Source organism: Sphingomonas faeni (assembly GCF_040407565.1).
Taxonomy (GTDB): domain Bacteria; phylum Pseudomonadota; class Alphaproteobacteria; order Sphingomonadales; family Sphingomonadaceae; genus Sphingomonas; species Sphingomonas faeni_F.
In genome coordinates, this window is record NZ_JAPZPR010000003.1 from 424760 (window position 1) to 443349 (window position 18590).

Below are 18590 nucleotides of genomic sequence, written 5' to 3' on the forward strand. Positions count from 1 at the left end.
GCGGGATATGTCAGAAGCGCGGGGCTGCGGTCATCGCCTTGATGGAGCTTTGCGCAGGGTTGGCGCCGCATCGCCGTCGGTCATCACGATCGGCCGGATCGTGCCGTCGGCGGCATAGTGGACGCGGTCGATCGCGATCTGGCGTTCGCCCTTGAACGGCGCGGGAGCGGAGCGCTGCTCCCATCGATGGTACACGATCAACCATTCGCCCGTTGGCGTCTTTACGAAGCTGTGGTGTCCCGGTCCCTGATGCCGCGCGTCGCTGGTCAGGATCGCGCCCCGGTAGCGCCACGGACCAACCGGGGAGGGGGCCGTCGCATAATGGACCGAGTAATCGGGGCCGTTCCAATGGCCATGACTGTACGATAGATAATAGGTGCCGTCGCGTTCGTGGAGAAAAGCGCCCTCGGTAAATTGCGGCGGCTGGTCGATCTTTACCTCCCGCGCAACGCTGATCATGTCGGGTCCGAGTTCCCATACCCGCAGTTTGGCGCCTGCACTGCCCCCGGCATAGAGATACGCCTTGGCCGAGCGCGGATCGACGAACACCATTGGATCGATGGCCTCGAACTGGCTGCCCGCGCGCCAGCCCCCGGTGACGAGCGGACGTCCGCTGTCGCGATAGGGGCCTTGCGGGGTGTCGGCGACCGCCACGCCGATCCGGCTGGGTGTCGGGTTTTGCGGCCCGACCGAGTAATAGAGATACCATTTGCCGTTGCGCGTCGCGACGCCGGGCGCCCAGAGAAAATGGTCCTTCGCGCCGTCGTCGCCGATCCAGCGGATCTGATCGCGGCGCAGGATTTCGCCGCGGCTGGTCCAGGTCTTCAGGTCGCGCGACGAGAAGGCACCGAACCGGTCCGCGGCCCAGCTTCCGCCGGGCCCCCCGGTCGGAAACACCCAGAGCTCGCCGTCGATCATCATTGCATGCGGATCGGCCCCCTGGAATTCGGGGTTGCGCGCGATCGCGGACGTCGCGACGGCGAGGGCAACACTCATTGCGCCCTTGATCCAGCGCTTTGCGCTACGCCGCGTCACGTCGCCGGCTGCCCATAATCGAGCACGAAAACAGGCCCGATATCGAGCACCTGTTTGGCGGCGTCCAGTTGGAGCGCGGCGTTCAACTGGCGTGGCGCGTAATCCTGGTCGGCGGTGCCCTTCAGCTGGTACATCTTCCAGTCCGGCCCGACCTCGAACGGCTGCTCGAACACCGCACGGACGACCGGCGTCGCCTCGAGCTGTACGCGACCGATCTTGCCGGGCGCGCCGGCCTCCGTTTCCTCCGCGCGCGCCCAGAAGGCGATGACGATCTGGTCGCCTTTCCTGACCGGTTTTAGCACGGGTGTGGTGATGCCGACCCGCCAGAAGTCCGCGTGTCCTTTGAGCGGGACGCGCAACGCCTTGCCGAACTGGACGCTCTTGTCCGCGCGGATCGTCGGCGGCAGGCGCAGGCCGTACGGGTTGAGTGACTCCACCCGGGGGTCGTTGACGAGCCGATCCGCCATGCTGGGCGCATCCGCCGCTGCCGGGCCGGCAAGAGCCACGCTCAGGCCGAGCGCGGCAAGGAAGGCAATTCGCATGATGCTGTGTCCCATCGTCGCTATGTCAGGTCAGAACCGAAACCGTACGCCGAGCGAATAGGTGCGCTCGAGATAGATGATCTGCCGTGCGAAGGTGTCGCCCGCATCATTATACTGGCGTTCGCGTTGCAGTGGGTTGCCCAGCAGGTTGACGATGTCGAACGCCAGTGTGACGCTTGGAATCGGGGTGACGGTGGTGGAGAAATCGAGCTGCCCACGCCCTTTTTCATACGTCCCTCGGACACGGCGGTCGGCGGTGTTGGCCGGATCGACGTCGAGGTTCTCCTGGCTGTAGAAGCTGACGAACCGCGAACGGTAATTATAGGCAAGGCGGGCCGAGAAGAACGGCCGCTCGTACAGCGCGACCACGTTGTACGTCCATTTCGACACGCCGTTGAACGGCACGCGCCGATTGCCGAGCAGGCGGTTGAAGTCCGGCGAGAGATCGCCCTTGGAATCGACATAGGTGCCGTTGGCTTGGAGGCCAAAACCCTTCGCCCAGTCCGGCAGGCCGTCGATATCGAGGAAGCTGGAGAACGATACCTCCGCGCCCTGGAAACGCGTCTTGCCGGAGTTCACCGGCTGGTTGATCTGCAACAGGCCGTAAACCGGGTCTTCTACCAACGTCAGGCTGTTGAAGATGAACCCACGGGCATCCCGTTGGAAGATCGCACCGGTCAGCGATCCGCTGCGGGAAAAGTAGTATTCGAGGCTTGCGTCGTAGTTGTTCGACGTCAGCGGCACGAGACTCGGATTGCCCCCGGTGGCCGTTCGGTAGGTCTGGGTGATCGTGCCATTGTTGTTGACGATCGGCGTATTGTCGCTCCGCAACGGATCGACCGTCAGCGTGGGGTTTAGCGAGAGGAAATTTGGTCGTGTCCGCGTCTGCGTATAGGCGAGACGCAACTGAAGCTGGTCGCTCAGTCCGACGCGTGCGCTGACGTTGGGCAGATAGTCGGTATAATCCTTTGACTGCGTCGTCGGTACGAACGTTTCGGTGCTGGCGGTCAGCACCCGGTCGAAGCCGGCAATTCTCGTCTTGGTCTTGATCGCACGCAGACCAACCAGCCCGTCGACCGTGATCTTGCCCAGGTCGAAGCCGTATTTGACTTGGCCGTACGCGGCATAGGCCTTTTCATTTGCGACGAAATTCTCGGTCGGGTTGAAGGCCGGGATTCCTGCGGGCGCGCCGTAGAAGGTCCGCAACGCCGGCAGGTTCTGCCTGATGCTGTCGGACGAGACGGCGACGAACGTCCGCACCGGGAAGATGCTGTTGTAGTCGAACCCCGGATTGGTCCGTTCCAACCCGACGGGCAGGTTCGCCAGTGGGATACCGGCGGGAAGATTGAAGCGATAGTCGGTCCCGCGATCGCGCGTTGCATCGCGATCATTGTAACGGACGCCGAACTGGATACGCCGCAACAGGCCTTCACCAACGTCATACTGCAGGTCGGCGCGCGTCTGCACGTCCTTGCCGCTGACCACGAGATGCTCCTGATAGAAGCCGCGGCTGAGGAAGTTGGCTGGGTCGGTGACGTCGAAATTGACAAAGTTGAAGCTTGGGCCACCGTCCTTGCCAGCGTCGAAGCTCACGTTGCGCACCGGCGAACTGGCGAACGTGTTGTCGATGTTGACGAGGTCGGCGGTGTACGTGCTGTCGGTGTAGGCAATGTCCGCCGAAATCTGCAGCTTGTCGTGCTTCCAGATTGCGCCGCCGCCGGCCTGATAGGTGTCGGTCTTGCCGTGGAACGAGCCCGAATAGCCGTCGGGCGCAACCGCGTTGCTGACGGTAAAGCTCTGTGCCTGGGCAGGATTGGCGCCGTCGGTGACGAGATTGCTCAGGCGGATGTCGCCGAATATCGGCACGAACATGTAGCGATTGGTGTCTTCGCTGCGAAACCCCTGGAAGAGGCCATCGGCATAGATTTCCAGTTCGGGCGTCGGCTTCCACTGGAATGCGGCGTTGGCCGATGGCCGCCAGCGATGCCCGCCGCCATAGAACAGGCCCTGCGCATCGGGGTAGCGGATACCTGCGGTCGTCCCTTGCGCCGCGCTGGTCGTACCGATGACAAGCGACTGTTCCCGCGTCGAGTCGAGGAAATCGATGCCGACGAACGAGCCGTTCAACAACAGGCCCATCTCGCCGATGCCGGTATCCCAGCGGTCGCTGATCAGCAGGTTGCCGTTCCACGACGTCTTGTCCGATTGATCCCAGACCACGCCGTTTGCGGATCCCGACAGTTCGAACCCGTTGAAATCGAACGGCCGGCGGCCGCGCACGTTGACCTGCCCGCCGATGCCGCCCTCGATCAAATTCGCGGTGCCCGATTTATAGACCTCCAGCGCCGCGACCGTGCCGGCGGGAAAGTCCTGGATCTGGACGAACCGACCTTCGGCGGTGAAGATTTCGCGACCGTTATAGGTGGTGCTGAGGTCGGGCAGCCCGCGGACGGTGACGCCCGCCGACTCGCCGCCGCCACGCGTTACTTGCACGCCCGAGACGCGCGCGAGCGCCGACGAGGCGAACGTATCGGGCAGCTTGCCGATATCCTCGGCGACGATCGCATCGACGATGCCGTCCGAGTTGCGCTTGATCGCCTGCGCCGACTGGAGGCTGCGGCGAAGCCCGGTGACGACGATATCGCCGCTGTCTTCCGTGGGGCTTTCCTGCAGCGACGGCTGCGGCGCGGCGGGGTTCGCGTTCTGATCGGACGCTGTGGTCGGCTTGGGAAGGTCTTGGCCCTGACCGGCGCCGGTCCTGCCGTTCGCCATCGATTTGTCGGAGGTCTGCGCCGATGCCGGCGTCACGGCGACCAGCGCCATGGCGGCTACGGATGCGCTCAGAAGTGCCCTCGTTTTCATGTCGTTCTCTCCCCTTTAGGTGTCGATGGTGTTCCATGCGACTTGGTTTCACGCTAAGCGGATCGCCGATAGCTGGCAATCTGTTTGTAGGACAAGACTACAAATTGCCGACCGGCCTTGATCAATCGAGATCGGGCCCGCTAGGGTTGCGAACGATGCGGAAACAGCATCTCGCGCGCGCACGTTGTCCAGTCGTCGATCGGCGAACGCAGCGCCGCCGAACAGGAGAGGAAGCCAGTGAGCAACGGCATTTTGGCGCAGGCGCCCACCGACTCGGGACGTCGGATTTACGCATGCAAGCAATCCGCCCAGGCCCGCGTCGATGGGATCACCCGGCAGCTTAGGCCGCGGCATATGGCGATGCTTGCGGCGGCAGCTTTCGTCGCAAGCCCTGCGGAAGCACGGGGTCGATGGACCGAAGCGCAGGCCAATGGCTGGTATGCGGCACAGCCTTGGCTGGTCGGATCGAACTACGCGCCCGCCACCGCGATCAACCAGCTCGAAATGTGGCAGGCGGCGACCTGGGATCCCAAGCGGATCGATTACGAGCTTGGACTGGCGCAGGGCATCGGCATGAACACGATGCGCGTGTTCCTCCACGATCAGCTCTGGCAGCAGGATCCAGAGGGTTTCAAGCAGCGGATCGATACGTTCCTGACAATGGCCAAGGCGCACGGGATCAAGCCGCTGTTCGTGTTGTTCGACAGTTGCTGGGATCCCGATCCGAAGCTCGGGCCACAGCATCCGCCGATCCCCGGCGTGCATAATTCGGGCTGGGTGCAGGGGCCGGGCATGCCGGGCCTGCGCGATCGCGCGCGCTATCCCGGTTACAAGGCCTATGTACAGGGCGTGATCGGCGCGTTTGCGAAAGACGACCGGATACTCGGCTGGGACGTGTGGAACGAGCCGGACAACGGTGCCGACCAGTATAAGGGGCAGGAGGGCAAGGAACCGCTGGTCCGCGCGCTGCTGGCGCAGGTGTTCGAGTGGGCGCGCGATGCCGATCCGTCGCAGCCGCTGACATCGGGCGTCTGGATCGGCGACGATTGGACGCCGGGCGGCAAGACGTCGCCGATGGAAAAGCTCCAGCTCGCGCAGTCGGACGTAGTGACGTTCCACGACTATAGCTGGCCCGAGACGTTCGAACGGCGGATCAAGCAGTTGCAGGCCTATAAACGGCCGGTCATCTGCACCGAATACATGGCACGCGGCAACGGATCGACGTTCGACGGATCCCTGCCGATCGGCAAGCGCTACAATGTCGGCATGATCAACTGGGGGTTCGTCGACGGCAAGACGCAGACCCGGCTGCCCTGGGACAGCTGGCAGAGACCCTATGTGCTCGCCGAGCCGACGATCTGGTTCCACGAGGTGTTCCGGAACGACGGTACGCCGTATCGTCCGGCGGAAACCGATCTGATCCGGCGACTGAGCGCGGCGCCGAAGGGCATCGTGCCGACGGTTCCATCGGGCGCCCCGATTTCACGTCGGTCACGATAGACGTCGCGCGGTAGCTGGCGGCGCCTGACAATGGTCGGGCGCCGATTGGCGTTGGTCCCGTCAGCGCGCCATCGCGAGTTTCGTATCCTCGAGCGCGAGATCGACCAGCGCGCGCATCGCCGCGCTGGCGCCGGCCGCATCGCCCGCCGCGATCGCCTCATAGACCCGGACATGATCGGGGATCGGATTGCGCGGCAGTGCGAGCGCGCGCTGCTTGAACTGCGTCGTCCAGCTGACTGCGGCACCGATGCTTGCGCTCAGCACGATCAGCGCGTCGTTGCGGGTTGCGGTCAGCACCGCATCGTGAAACTCGCGGTCCGCCGCGCGGCCGGCCTCGGTCGCCAGCGTATGGCGTCGCATCGCCGCCAGCGTGTCTTTCATGATCTTCAGGTCGGATCGCTCGCGGCGCTCGGCGGCAAGCGCGGCGGCGGCCGGCTCGACGATTCCCCGCAACTCGAACAGGCCACGGACGAACGCGATGTCCGGCTCGCCCGCAAAGGCCCAGGCGAGCACGTCGGGATCGAGCAAATTCCACCGGCTGCGCGGCAGGACGCGCGTCCCGATCTTGGGACGGCTTTCGACCAACCCCTTGGCAGTGAGGACCTGCACCGCCTCGCGGTACGCGCTGCGCGATACGTCGAGCGCTTCGGAGAAGGCGACCTCGCCCGACAGCGTGTCGCCCGGCGCATATTCCCCGGACAAGATCGCGGTGCCGAGTTTGTGCGCGACCGCGCCGTGCAGCCGCCGCCCGGTTCCGCGCGGCGCGCGGCGTACCGCGACGTCGTCTGGATCGCTCTGCTCAATCCGATCTGTCATCGTCATACGTGCTCCTCCAGGAGGGCGTAACAGCCCGTGTTCGATCAAGGAACGACAAAGATTGCCAAATCCGAACGCCGCTTATATGTCCGAGTATAAGAAGGGGCTGTCGATGTCTGATATCAATAGCGCGCGCCGGCGGCCGGGGAGATTTTGCGGCTGTCTTCGCGGCTGGCGCGATCGCGATGACAGCGGCGCGCTGCCGTGGATCGACGACGGCCCCGCCAACTGATCAAGTAATCCGGGGACGAACCGTCAGGGCGGCGCCTCATTTGGGAGAGAGATATGACTTTGCGCCTGTTGCAGCATGTTGGCGTCGACGGCACGCGATCGGTGATCGCCGCTACCGATGATGGTGCGGCGTTCGTCGCTGGCGTCGATAGTGTCCGCGCGCTGGCCGAGCGTGCAATTGCCGACGGCAGCGATCTTGCCGCGGCGGTCGCTGCCTGTGGAACGGGCGCGAACGTCGACCTCGCCGCCGTGCTGGCCGCCGGTCGCCTTACCTCGCCGATCGATCATGTCGATCCGGCCCATTTGATCATGACCGGTACCGGCCTGACGCATCTCGGTTCGGCCGAGGGCCGCGACAAGATGCACCGCGCCGCCGCGGACGCCGAGAAGCAGACCGATTCGATGCGGATGTTCCTCGAAGGCGTCGAGGGCGGCAAGCCGGCAGCGGGGACGCGCGGCCAGCAGCCCGAATGGTTCTACAAGGGCGATGGCTCGGGACTCGTCGCGCCCGGCGCGGCGCTCACCATGCCAGACTTCGCCGAGGATGGCGGCGAGGAGCCCGAGCTTGCCGGGATCTACCTGATCGGTCCGGACGGCACGCCGTTTCGCCTCGGCCTGTGCCTCGCCAACGAATTCAGCGATCACGTCACCGAGCGCCACAATTATTTGTGGCTCGCGCATTCGAAGCTGCGCCAGGCGTCGCTCGGCCCCGAATTGCTGGTCGGTACGCCGCCTCAGCATATCGAGGGTGCGAGCCGCATTCACCGCGACGGCGCGCTGCTGTGGGAAAAGCCGTTCCTGTCGGGCGAGGCGAACATGTCGCACAGCATCGCCAACCTCGAGGCGCATCATTTCAAATACGACCTGTTCCGCCGTCCGGGCGACGTGCACGTCCATTTCTTCGGCACCGCGACGCTGTCGTTCGCCGACGGCGTGACCACGCGCGAAGGCGACGTGTTCGAGATCGAGGCCGCACCGTTCACGCTGCCCTTGCGCAACACGCTGACCAAGGCCGCACCGCAGCCCGTCGTCGTGAAGGCGCTCTGAACATGGCCGCAATCCGCATCGCCGTCGTCGGCATGGGCAAGATCGCCCGCGACCAGCATCTGCCCTCGATCGCGGGCAACGCCGACTTCGAGTTCGTCGCCAGCGTCAGTCCGCGCGATCCGGGGGTCGAGGGTGTCGCCAACTTCAAGTCGCTGGAGTCGCTGCTCGCCGACGGTCCGGCGATCGATGCAATCGCGCTCTGCACGCCGCCACAGGTGCGCTACGAGCTAGCCTCGATGGCGCTCGCCAAGCAGGTGCACGTTTTCCTCGAAAAGCCACCCGGCGCGACGCTGGCCGAGGTCGATGCGCTCGAAACGCAGGCTGCCGAGACGGGAACGACGCTGTTTGCCGGCTGGCATTCGCGGTTCGCGGCAGGTGTTGCGCCGGCCAAGGCGTGGCTCGCCGAGCGTAAGATCGAGCGCGTGTCGATCGTCTGGCGCGAGGACGTTCGCGTCTGGCATCCGGGGCAGGCGTGGATCTGGGAGCCGGGTGGGCTCGGCGTGTTCGATCCCGGCATCAACGCGCTGTCGATCGCCACCGAGATCCTGCCGCAGCCGTTCTTCCTGACCGCCGCGACGCTGTCGACGCCCGCCAATCGCGCCGCGCCGATCGCCGCCGACCTGACCTTCCGCAGCGCCTCGGGTACGCCGATCAGCATGGATCTCGACTGGCGCCAGACCGGCCCGCAGAGCTGGGATATCACCGTCGAAACCGACGCCGGCACGCTCAGCCTCGCCAAGGGCGGCGCGGTGCTCACCTTGCCGAACGGCACCGTGCATAACGACGACGAGGAATATCCCGGCCTCTACACACGCTTTGCGTCGCTGATCCGCGGTGGCCGCAGCGAAGTCGACACGACCCCGTTCACCCTCGTCGCCGACGCGTTCCTGCGCGGCACCCGCAATTCCGTGGAGGCTTTCGATGATTGAGGCAAAAATGACCCGCACGCTGAAGGGTCTCGCCGCCGCGCTTCTGCTGTCGACCGCCGGCATCGGCACCGCGCAGACCGACGCACCCGCCAACGCGCCCAGTTCGACCGGGGCAACCGTTACGGTCCACGCCGACACGCCTGGCCCGACCTATGATCGCCGCATCTTCACGCAGTTCGCGGAGCATCTCGGCAACGGCATTTACGGCGGGCTCTGGGTCGGCGAAAAATCGAAGATCCCCAACGTCCGCGGCTTCCGCACCGATGTCGTCACCGCATTGCGCGGGATCGGCGTGCCGGTCGTGCGCTGGCCCGGCGGCTGCTTCGCCGACGAATATCACTGGCGCGAGGGGATCGGTCCCAAGACCAAGCGTCCGGTCAAGATCAACACGCATTGGGGCGGTGTGACCGAGCCCAACACGGTCGGCACGCACGAGTTCATGGACCTCGTCGGACAGATCGGCGCCGAACCGTATATCGCCGGCAACGTCGGCAACGGTACGCCGCAGGAAATGGCGGAGTGGGTCGAATACATGACCTCGCCAGCCGGTACGCTCGCCGACGAACGCGCCAAGAACGGCCACAAGGCACCGTGGGCCGTCCCGTATTTCGGCGTCGGCAACGAGCTGTGGGGCTGTGGCGGCAACATGCGTGCGGAATATGCCGCCGACGTCACGCGGCGCTACGCCACCTTCATCAAGGCGCCCAAGGATACGCGCGTGATGAAGATCGCAAGCGGCGCGAACAACGACGATTATAACTGGACCGAGACGATGGCGCGCGAGCTGGTCGGCAAGGTCGATGCGCTGTCGCTGCATTACTACACCGTCCCCGGTGGCTGGCCGCCGCGTGCGTCCGCGACCGTGTTCGACGAGCGCGGCTGGGCCGAGACGCTGTCCGAGACGCTCAAGATGGACGAGCTGATCACCAAGCATTCGGCGATCATGGACAAGGTCGATCCGAAGAAGACGATGTGGCTCGCGGTCGACGAGTGGGGCACATGGTATGCCGGTGATCCGGGCACCAACCCCGGTTTCCTGCGCCAGCAGAACACGCTGCGTGATGCGCTGGTCACCGCGATCAACCTCAACATCTTCGCGAAGCACGCCGACCGCGTGAAAATGACCGCGATCGCGCAGATGGTGAACGTGCTGCAGGCGATGATCCTGACCGACGGCAGCAAGATGGTGCTGACGCCGACCTATCACGTGTTCGCGATGTACAAGCCGTACATGGACGGCACCGTCCTGCCGATCGACATCAAGTCGCCCTGGTACAACAAGGACCAGTGGACGATGCCGTCGGTCAGCGCGTCGGCGGTGCGCGGCAAGGACGGCGTGGTGCGGATCGCGCTGTCGAACCTCGATCCGAACAAGCCGACCAGCGTCTCGGCCGCGTTGCCGGGCGTGACGGCGCAGACCGTCACCGGGCAGGTGCTCACCGCGCCGACGATGACTGCGCTCAACACCTTCGAAGCGCCCAACGCGGTCGCACCGAAGGCATTCAATGGCGCTAACCTGAGCGGCGGCACCTTGTCGGTGACGTTGCCGCCGATGTCAGTCGTGATGCTCGAACTGAAGTGATCGTGACGCCCGCCGGAGCAACCGGCGGGCGCACCTGCCGGGAGAGAGACGATGGCCGCACCGAAATGGGCGACCGGACTGATCGCGCTGACGCTCGCGAGTAGTGTGCTGGCGCAAACCGCCGCTGCACCGCCTGCATTAAACGCCCGCCTGACCGGCGACATCGCGCCGGTCCACGACCCGGTGATGATCCGCGCGGGCGACACCTATTACGTCTACGGCACCGGGCTCGACGGCCAGATGCTGAGCGCGCGCACCTCGCCCGATCTGATCCACTGGACCGCGGGCACGCCGCCGCTGTCGCGCCTGCCCGACTGGGCGACCGAGGCGGTGCCGGGCACCAAGGGCATGTGGGCACCCGACATTTCGCGCAGCGCAGACGGGCGGTACCGGCTCTATTATTCGGTCTCCACCTTCGGCTCGAACCGCTCGGCGATCGGGCTCGCGACGAGCCCGACCCTCGACCCCAAGGCGCCCGGCTATGGCTGGCGCGACGAGGGGCTGGTGGTGATGTCGACGCCCAAGGACGATTTCAACGCGATCGATCCCAACCATGTCGTCGATGCGCAGGGCCGCGAGTGGCTGTCGCTCGGCAGCTTCTGGACGGGCATCAAGCTGTTCGCGCTGAACCCAAAGACCGGCAAGCTGCTCGACCCTGCGGCGAAGCCCAACGCGATCGCGCGCCGTCCCGCACCCGCCGGCGGCCCGGCCCCGGTCGAGGCGCCGTTCATCATCGGCCATGGCGGCTATTACTGGCTGCTCGCGAGCTACGACTATTGCTGCAAGGGCGTGAACAGCACCTATTACACCGTCGTCGGCCGATCGAAGGCGATCACCGGGCCGTATCTCGGCAAGGACGGCAGCGCGATGATGCAGGGCGGGGGAACGATCTTCCTGCGCGCCGACCTTCAGGAAAAGCAGCGCTATCGCGGCCCCGGCCACCCCGGCGTGATGCACGACACCGACGGCAAGGATTACGTCGTCTACCACGCCTATGATTCCCAGACCAAAGGCACCCCGACGTTGCGCATCGCACCGATCGCCTGGGGTGCGGATGGCTGGCCAGTTGCGGAGAATCGACCATGACGATGGATTTCACACGAAGGCTGTTCCTGGCCGGTGCTGGTGCTGCGACCGCTAGCGGTGCGCTTGCACGGGTCGCGGCGAAGGCGCCGGTGCCGGTGCCGGTCAACCCATTGGTCCGCCAGCGCGCCGATGCGCAGGTCTTCCTGCACACCGACGGCTATTATTACATGACCGGCTCGGTGCCCGAATACGACCGGCTCGTGCTGCGCCGCTCGCGCACGCTGGCAGGGCTGTCGACCGCCAACGAGCGCGTATTGTGGCGGCACGAGAAGACCGGGCCGATGTCCGGCTTCCTCTGGGCACCCGAACTGCACCTGATCGATGGCCGCTGGATCATGTATTTCGCGGCGGGCCCGAGCGGCGGCGGCGAGGACGTGTTCCGTATCCGCACCTTCGCGGTGGTCTGCGACGGGCCCGACGCGATGACCGGCACCTGGACCGTGCTGGGGCAATTGACGACGCCGTGGGACAGCTTCACGCTCGACTCCACGAGCTTCGTCCACCGCGGCACGCGCTATCTTGCCTGGGCACAGCGCGAGCCGGGGATCGAGACCAACAGCAACCTCTATCTCGCACCGCTCGCGACCCCTCTGACGCTGGCGGCGAAGCCCGCGCGGCTCACGATACCGACGCTCGATTGGGAGATCCGCGGGTTCAAGGTCGCCGAGGCGCCCGCGCTGCTGGCGCGCAACGGCAAGCTGTTCATGACCTATTCGGCGAGCGCGACCGACGCGCGATACTGCATGGGCATGCTGACCGCGCGCGACGATGCCGACATCATGGATCCGGCAACCTGGACGAAATCGCCGCAGCCGGTGTTCAAGTCGTCGCCCGCGCACAAGGTCTTCGGGCCGGGCCACAACAGCTTCACCGTCGACGAGCGCGGCCGCGACATCCTGGTCTATCACGCGCGCGACTATGAGGCGATCAAGGGCGATCCCCTGTTCGATCCCAATCGCCACACGCGCGTCCAGCATTTCACGTACAAGCCCGACGGCGCCCCCAATTTCGGCGAACCGGTTGCCAACGGCCCGTTGCGGTGAGCGGCCTCGATCGCCGGACGTTCCTCGCCGCGGGAGCCGCAGCGGTACCCGCAGCCGCGATAGGCGCTCGCGCGAGTGCTGGCTCGAAGCTCTTGGCGCCGACGCCGCCGATGGGGTGGAACAGCTGGAACAGTTTCGCGACGACGATCACCGAGGCGCAGGCGATCGAGACCGCGACGATCATGGCGGAGAAGCTGCTGCCGTCGGGCTATGATATCTTCACCGTCGATATCCAGTGGTACGAGCCGGGGGCAAGCAGCTACACCTACGCGACCAAGCCCAAGCCGGTGATGGACGATTACGGCCGGTTGCTGCCCGCGCCGAACCGGTTCCCGTCGAGCGCCCGCGGCAAGGGTTTCCGCCCGCTCGCCGACCGCGTCCACGCGCTCGGCCTGCGGTTCGGCATCCACCTGATGCGCGGTATTCCGCGGCTCGCGGTGGAGCGCAACCTGCCGGTGTTCGGCACCAGATACCGCGCGCGCGACATCGCCGATACGACCAGCATCTGCCCGTGGAACCCGGACATGTACGGCGTCGACATGCGCAAGCCCGGCGCGCAGGCTTATTACGACAGCGTCTTCGCACTCTACGCGTCTTGGGGTGTCGACCTGGTGAAGATGGACGATATGAGCCGTCCCTACGACGCGCATGCCCCGGAGATCGAGGCCGCGCACGCCGCGATCGTCGCGACCGGCCGGCCGATCATCCTCAGCCTGTCGCCCGGCGAAACGCCGGTATCCCGTGCCGACCACGTCCGCCGCTTTGCGCAGATGTGGCGGATCAGCGACGATTTCTGGGACGAATGGCCGCTGCTCGAGGCGCAGTTCACCCGGCTGGAGAACTGGAACGCGCACCGCATGCCCGGCGGCTGGCCCGACGCCGACATGCTCCCGCTCGGGCGTCTCGCGCTGGGCGCGCGCGACACCAAGTTCACGCCCGACGAACAGCGCACGCTGATGACCCTGTGGTCGATCGCGCGATCGCCGCTGATCATGGGCGGCGACCTCCGCCATCTCGACCGCCCGACGCTCGACCTGCTCACCAATCCCGAAGTCATCGCGGTCAACCAGGCGAGCTACGACAACCAGCCGCATTTCGTCGCCGATGACGTACGCGTCTGGTCGGCGCGCGTGCCGGGTTCGAGAGATCGCTACCTCGCTCTGTTCAATACGGGCAAGTCCGCGCAGCCGATACGGATCAGTCTCGCGATGCTGGGGCTCCAAGGCCGCGTCGGCGTCCGCGATCTATGGGCGAGGACCGATCTCGCTCCCGTATCGGCCGAGTTGACGCAGTCGGTGGCATCGCACGGCGCAGGTCTGTACCGGCTCGCGGTCGACCGGTCTTGATCCGGCGCAGTGTCGTCAAGCCGGTTCTCCGCCTTGGCATGCTGCTGGCGGCGATCATGCCCGTGACGGCCGCGCCGCATCCGGCGATCGGCCCACCGCGGCTGGATACGCAACGTATCGCGCGCGACAGGTTCGGGAACGATGCCGCCTGGTACGAGAACCGCATCCCGTTCTTCGACTCCGCCGACCCGCGGCTCGATGCGGTCTATTACTACCGCTGGTCGCTGTACCGCGCCCACCAGCGCGATCTCGGTGCCGACGGGTATATCTCGACCGAGTTTCTCGATGACGTGGGATGGCAGCTCGAACCCTATGCCAGCCTGAACGACGCGACCGGATTCCATCTGGGCGAGGGCCGCTGGCTGCGCGACCGGCGCTACGCCGACGATTATATCGATTTCATGTACCGGCGTGGCAACGATCGCCATTTCACCGATTACATCGCGGACTCGGTTTATGGCCGGTTTCTCGTCGATGGCGATCGCGCAGCGGCGACGCGGCATCTCGCGGCGATGCGACGGCTCTATGCGGCGTGGGACGATCGGTTCGACGCCAGCAAGGGGCTGTACTGGATCGAACCGCTGCTCGACGCGACCGAATACACGATCTCCTCGATCGACGCGTCGGGCGGTAAGGACGGGTTCCGCGGCGGCGACGCGTTCCGTCCGTCGATCAACGCGTACATGTTCGCCAACGCCCGCGCGATCGCCCGCCTCTCCGCGTTGAGCGGCGACGTCGCAGGTACCGCTGCGTTCGACGCGCGCGCGGCGGCGCTCAAGCGCCGCGTCCAGGACAGCTTGTGGAGCGAGCCGCTCGGCCATTTCATCGATCGCTACAAGGTCGACAACGCGGTCGTGAAATACTGGCAGCCGATCCGCGGGCGTGAACTCGTCGGCTATCTGCCCTGGACGTTCGACATGGTGGACGACGATGCGCGGTTTGCGAGCGCATGGGCTCATCTCCTCGACAAGGATGGCCTGGGCGGTCCAGCCGGCTTCCGGACGGTCGAGCCGAGCTACGAGCATTACATGCGGCAATACCGGTACGAGGGCGCTCGGCCCGAATGCCAATGGAACGGGCCGATCTGGCCGTTCCAGACCACGCAGGTGCTGACCGGCCTGGCAAACCTGCTCGATCACTACCGGCAGGCGTCCGTGACGCGGGCCGATTACATGCGGTTGCTCCGGCAATATGCGTCGCTGCATTATCAGGGCGATCGGCTCGATATCGAGGAGGATTACCACCCCGATACTGGGCGACCGATCGTCGGACTGGCGCGCAGCCACCATTATTTCCATTCGGGGTTCGCCGATCTGATCCTGACCGGACTGGTCGGGATCCGCCCACGTGCCGACGATGTGCTGGAGGTGAATCCGCTGCTGCCCGCCGCGTCCGATCCGCAGGCGCTAGGCTGGTTTCGAATGCAGGACGTGCCGTATCACGGCCGCAGCGTGGCGGTGACCTGGGACGTGGACGGCCGGCATTTTCGCGGCGCGGCGGGACTGACCGTCGAGGTGGATGGCCGGCGTGTCGCGCACCGCCCCGGGCTGGAGCGTGTCGTCGTCCCCTTGGCCCGCGCGGCCGTGCCGCCGATCGCCCGGCCGATCGACCGCGCCGTGCAACTCGTCCGCGGCCAATTCCCCAAGGGCAGCGCGTCCAGCAACACCGACGCCGAATCCGTGCACGACGCGATCGATGGCCGCATCTGGTTCTTCCCGGAATTGCCGAACGGATGGTCGTCCGCCCGATCGCCCGCCGCGCAGTGGTACGAGATCGATTTCGGCAAGTCGGTCACGCTGTCGCGATCCGAACTGGCCTTCTTTGCCGACGGCAAGGATTTCGCCGCGCCGACCGGTCTCCGGTTTCAGGGCTGGGACGGCAGGCGGTGGAGCAGGATCGGCAGCAGCGGCGTTGCGCCGATCGCGAACGGTATCACGCGTGCGCGCTGGACGCCTGTCTCCGTCCGGAAGCTCCGGGTGGAATTTACGCAGCCCGCCGCGAAACGTACCCGGCTCGTTGAAGTGAAGACGTTCTAGCCGCGCGAGCCTTAGCCAGCGCGGGATCCATGGCACGAAAACTCTGGGCAAATCCTGCAGCGATCATTGGGATTGCGTTGCGCCGGGCCGCGCGCGACAAGCGTGTCGTCAGGAGATCTCATGCGTTTAAGTCTTGCCCTTTTGTTGGTGTCCGCCGTCCCGCTGGTTCAGGCGAGTATGCCGGCGCCGGAACCCGTCTCGGGGGTTGCGGTCAAGGACGCGGCGCTGCTCCAGTTCCTCGATCACGCCTATGACGAACAGCTCAGCCTCAGCCCCGAAGGGCAGACGCAACTCGGTCTCAAGACGAACAACGATCGCCTGGACGATTACACCGACGCGGCGGCGCTGCGCGCGGAGGCGCTTGCCGAGCGGCAATTGGCCGCAATGCATGCGCAGTTCCAGCCGGCGCAATTGGGGGAGAGCGCGCGCGTCAGCTACCGCCTGTTCGAATATGAGGTCGAGCGCGGCCGCCAGTCGTTGCAATTCCGCAAGCTGCGGTTTCCGGTGTCGACCAACGGCAGCCCCGCGGGCGAGATTCCCGTGCTGCTTATCAACAACCACAAGGTCGATACGGTCGCGGATGCGCAGGCGTATGTGTCGCGGCTGCGCGATACCGAGCGCGTCATGCGCGAGGTTGCAGCGACCATGCGCGATCAGGCGGCGGCCGGCATCATCCCCAACAAGGTGAACTTCGCCCCCGCGCGTGCCGACGCAAAGGCGGTGCTCACTGGCGCGCCGTTCGACCAGGGGCCGGATTCCAGCGTCTGGGCGGATTTCCGCAAGAAGGTCGGCGCGCTGGATGCGCCGGCGACGGTCAAGGCGAAGCTGCTGGCGGATGGCAGCGCGGCGCTGACCGGACCGTTTCGTCGTGGGTATGACGTTCTGTTCGCGGCGCTGGATGAGATCGAGCCCAAGTCGAAGGGCAATTTCGGCGCCTGGAGCCTGCCGAACGGAGCGGCGTATTATGCCGACCGGCTGAAGAATTCGACCACCACCGACCTCACCGCAGACCAGATCCACGCACTTGGCCTGAAACAGGTCGCCGCGATCCGGCAGGAGATGGAGGCGATCAAGCGCGAGGTGGGCTTTACCGGCACGCTCGAGGAATTCTTCGCCAAGATCCGCACCGATCCGCAGTTCAAATATCCCAACACGGCGGAAGGTCGCGAACACTATCTGGGTGATGCCCGCGCCGTGATCGCTTCGGTCATGACGGCGGCACCTCGCTATTTCCGGACGCTGCCCAAGGCGCCGCTGGAGGTGCGCGCGGTCGAGAAATGGCGGGAGGGCACGGCTTCCACCGCCTTCTACAATCCGCCGTCCGCCGACGGATCGCGGCCCGGCATCTATTATGTCAATCTGGTCGACATGAACCAGACGCAGAAGGTCCAGGTCGCCGGCATCGCCGCGCACGAGGGCGCGCCGGGCCATCATTTCCAGATCGCCCGTCAGCAGGAGCTGACGAACATCCCGAAGTTCCGCAAGTTCGGCGGGTACGGCGCCTATGTCGAGGGATGGGGCCTGTATTCGGAGCGACTGGCGAGCGAGATGGGCGTGTACAAGACTCCGTATGACCGGTTCGGCATGTTGTCGCTGCAGGTATGGCGCGCCATTCGCCTCGTCCTGGATACCGGCATCCATTCGAAGCGATGGACGCGCGAGCAGGCGATCGCCTATTTCAAGGCGAACAGCTCGGTATCGGACAAGGATATCGCGCGCGAGGTCGATCGCTATTTCAACTGGCCCGGCCAGGCGACCAGCTACATGGTGGGACAGTTGAAGATCACCGAACTGCGCGCCCGTGCCCAGCGCGAACTGGGCCCACGCTTCGATATCCGCGACTTCCATGAAGCGATCCTGAGCCAGGGTGCGCTCCCCCTCGACGTCCTTGATGAACAGGTGACGCGGTACATTGCGGCTCGGCGCAAATAGTTACGGCAGAATTTTCAGCGTGCGTCCCCAGGAGTGTGGATATTCCGGGCGGTTGCATCGTTTGAACCACCTCTCATCCGTAACAATCAGGAAACCGACATGAACACCGATACCTTCGCTGGCGCCGCAACCGATTTCACCGGCAAGGCAAAGGAAACCCTGGGCGGCGCGGTCGGCGACAAGTCGTTGCAGAGCGAAGGCGTTGCGGATCAGTTGAGCGGTACTGTCCAAAAGACGGTCGGTCAGGTGAAGGACGTCGCACAGGAGAACATCCGTCCGTTGATCGACTATGTGCGTCAGTTCTCGAAGGAGCGTCCGTTCGCCGCAGCAGCGGTCGCCGGCGTCCTCGGCATTGCGGTGATCAACACGCTTCGCGGCAAGTAATCTTGGTTCCCAGCGGCGGGGAGCCTCCCCGCCGCTGCCCCGAGAGGTTTTGCCAAAAGCGATTCCTAGGCAATTTTTGTAAGTACTGTGTTGCGTTGCCGCTTCCAGGTCTGTGCGAGACCTGACGAACTGGGATCAGTTTTGTTCGCGATCGATAGAGCCGCGAGCCTGTGCGGCCCCGCGACGCGTCCCGGTCTTTGAGACGTCGGACGTTTCCCA

At 65.3% G+C, this 18590-nt stretch carries 13 protein-coding genes and 1 pseudogene; 10 read left to right on the forward strand and 4 right to left on the reverse strand.

Annotated elements, in window-relative coordinates; translation table 11 throughout:
- Nucleotides 1-30 precede the first annotated feature (30 nt).
- Genes O6Y00_RS08770 through O6Y00_RS08780 form a run of 3 tightly spaced genes read right to left on the reverse strand, consistent with a single transcriptional unit; the run spans nucleotide 31 to nucleotide 4439 of the window.
- Nucleotides 31-1035 (reverse strand): family 43 glycosylhydrolase, encoded by a 1005-nt coding sequence (locus O6Y00_RS08770; protein ID WP_353442192.1) that lies wholly within the window; start codon nucleotides 1033-1035, stop codon nucleotides 31-33.
- Nucleotides 1032-1577, reverse strand: a complete 546-nt coding sequence (locus O6Y00_RS08775) for a hypothetical protein (RefSeq protein WP_353442193.1) — start codon at nucleotides 1575-1577, stop codon at nucleotides 1032-1034. The genes O6Y00_RS08770 and O6Y00_RS08775 overlap by 4 nt, the downstream gene beginning before the upstream one ends.
- A 30-nt stretch (nucleotides 1578-1607) precedes the next feature.
- Nucleotides 1608-4439, reverse strand: coding sequence for a TonB-dependent receptor (locus tag O6Y00_RS08780; RefSeq protein ID WP_353442194.1), 2832 nt, complete (start codon nucleotides 4437-4439; stop codon nucleotides 1608-1610).
- A 354-nt stretch (nucleotides 4440-4793) separates the two neighbouring features.
- Between O6Y00_RS08780 and O6Y00_RS08785 the strand changes: the two genes are divergently transcribed.
- Complete coding sequence (locus O6Y00_RS08785; protein WP_353442195.1) at nucleotides 4794-5939, forward strand: cellulase family glycosylhydrolase; 1146 nt, start codon at nucleotides 4794-4796, stop codon at nucleotides 5937-5939.
- Nucleotides 5940-5999: 60 nt separating this feature from the next.
- Here O6Y00_RS08785 and O6Y00_RS08790 read toward each other — a convergent pair whose 3' ends face one another.
- Complete coding sequence (locus O6Y00_RS08790; protein WP_353442196.1) at nucleotides 6000-6755, reverse strand: FadR/GntR family transcriptional regulator; 756 nt, start codon at nucleotides 6753-6755, stop codon at nucleotides 6000-6002.
- 285 nt (nucleotides 6756-7040) lie between these two features.
- On the opposite strand from O6Y00_RS08790, the gene araD1 reads away from it, so the two are divergent.
- The 9 genes and pseudogenes from araD1 to O6Y00_RS08835 all read left to right on the forward strand — a co-directional run bounded on the left by araD1 (nucleotide 7041) and on the right by O6Y00_RS08835 (nucleotide 18371).
- The gene (araD1, locus tag O6Y00_RS08795; RefSeq protein ID WP_353442197.1) at nucleotides 7041-8033 is read left to right on the forward strand and encodes an AraD1 family protein; all 993 of its coding nucleotides are present in this window, start codon (nucleotides 7041-7043) and stop codon (nucleotides 8031-8033) included.
- A 2-nt stretch (nucleotides 8034-8035) separates the two neighbouring features.
- Nucleotides 8036-8962, forward strand: a complete 927-nt coding sequence (locus tag O6Y00_RS08800; protein WP_353442198.1) for a Gfo/Idh/MocA family protein — start codon at nucleotides 8036-8038, stop codon at nucleotides 8960-8962.
- A gap of 7 nt (nucleotides 8963-8969) precedes the next feature.
- Complete coding sequence (locus O6Y00_RS08805) at nucleotides 8970-10544, forward strand: alpha-N-arabinofuranosidase (protein ID WP_353442260.1); 1575 nt, start codon at nucleotides 8970-8972, stop codon at nucleotides 10542-10544.
- A gap of 51 nt (nucleotides 10545-10595) precedes the next feature.
- Entirely contained in the window at nucleotides 10596-11630 is a 1035-nt protein-coding gene (locus tag O6Y00_RS08810; protein ID WP_353442199.1) for an arabinan endo-1,5-alpha-L-arabinosidase, read from the forward strand.
- Nucleotides 11627-12667 (forward strand): annotated as a pseudogene (locus tag O6Y00_RS08815) (glycoside hydrolase family 43 protein); the annotation flags it as partial. The gene O6Y00_RS08810 and the pseudogene O6Y00_RS08815, both read left to right, overlap by 4 nt.
- A 116-nt stretch (nucleotides 12668-12783) precedes the next feature.
- Nucleotides 12784-14019: a glycoside hydrolase family 27 protein gene (locus O6Y00_RS08820; protein ID WP_435368605.1), complete on the forward strand. Its 1236-nt coding sequence runs from the start codon at nucleotides 12784-12786 to the stop codon at nucleotides 14017-14019.
- Nucleotides 14016-16055, forward strand: a complete 2040-nt coding sequence (locus tag O6Y00_RS08825; RefSeq protein WP_353442201.1) for a discoidin domain-containing protein — start codon at nucleotides 14016-14018, stop codon at nucleotides 16053-16055. Before O6Y00_RS08820 ends, O6Y00_RS08825 begins: the two co-directional genes overlap by 4 nt.
- A 120-nt stretch (nucleotides 16056-16175) precedes the next feature.
- Nucleotides 16176-17987 (forward strand): DUF885 domain-containing protein, encoded by a 1812-nt coding sequence (locus tag O6Y00_RS08830; protein WP_353442202.1) that lies wholly within the window; start codon nucleotides 16176-16178, stop codon nucleotides 17985-17987.
- A gap of 99 nt (nucleotides 17988-18086) precedes the next feature.
- Nucleotides 18087-18371, forward strand: coding sequence for a CsbD family protein (locus O6Y00_RS08835; protein WP_353442203.1), 285 nt, complete (start codon nucleotides 18087-18089; stop codon nucleotides 18369-18371).
- The last annotated feature ends 219 nt before the right edge of the window (nucleotides 18372-18590 follow it).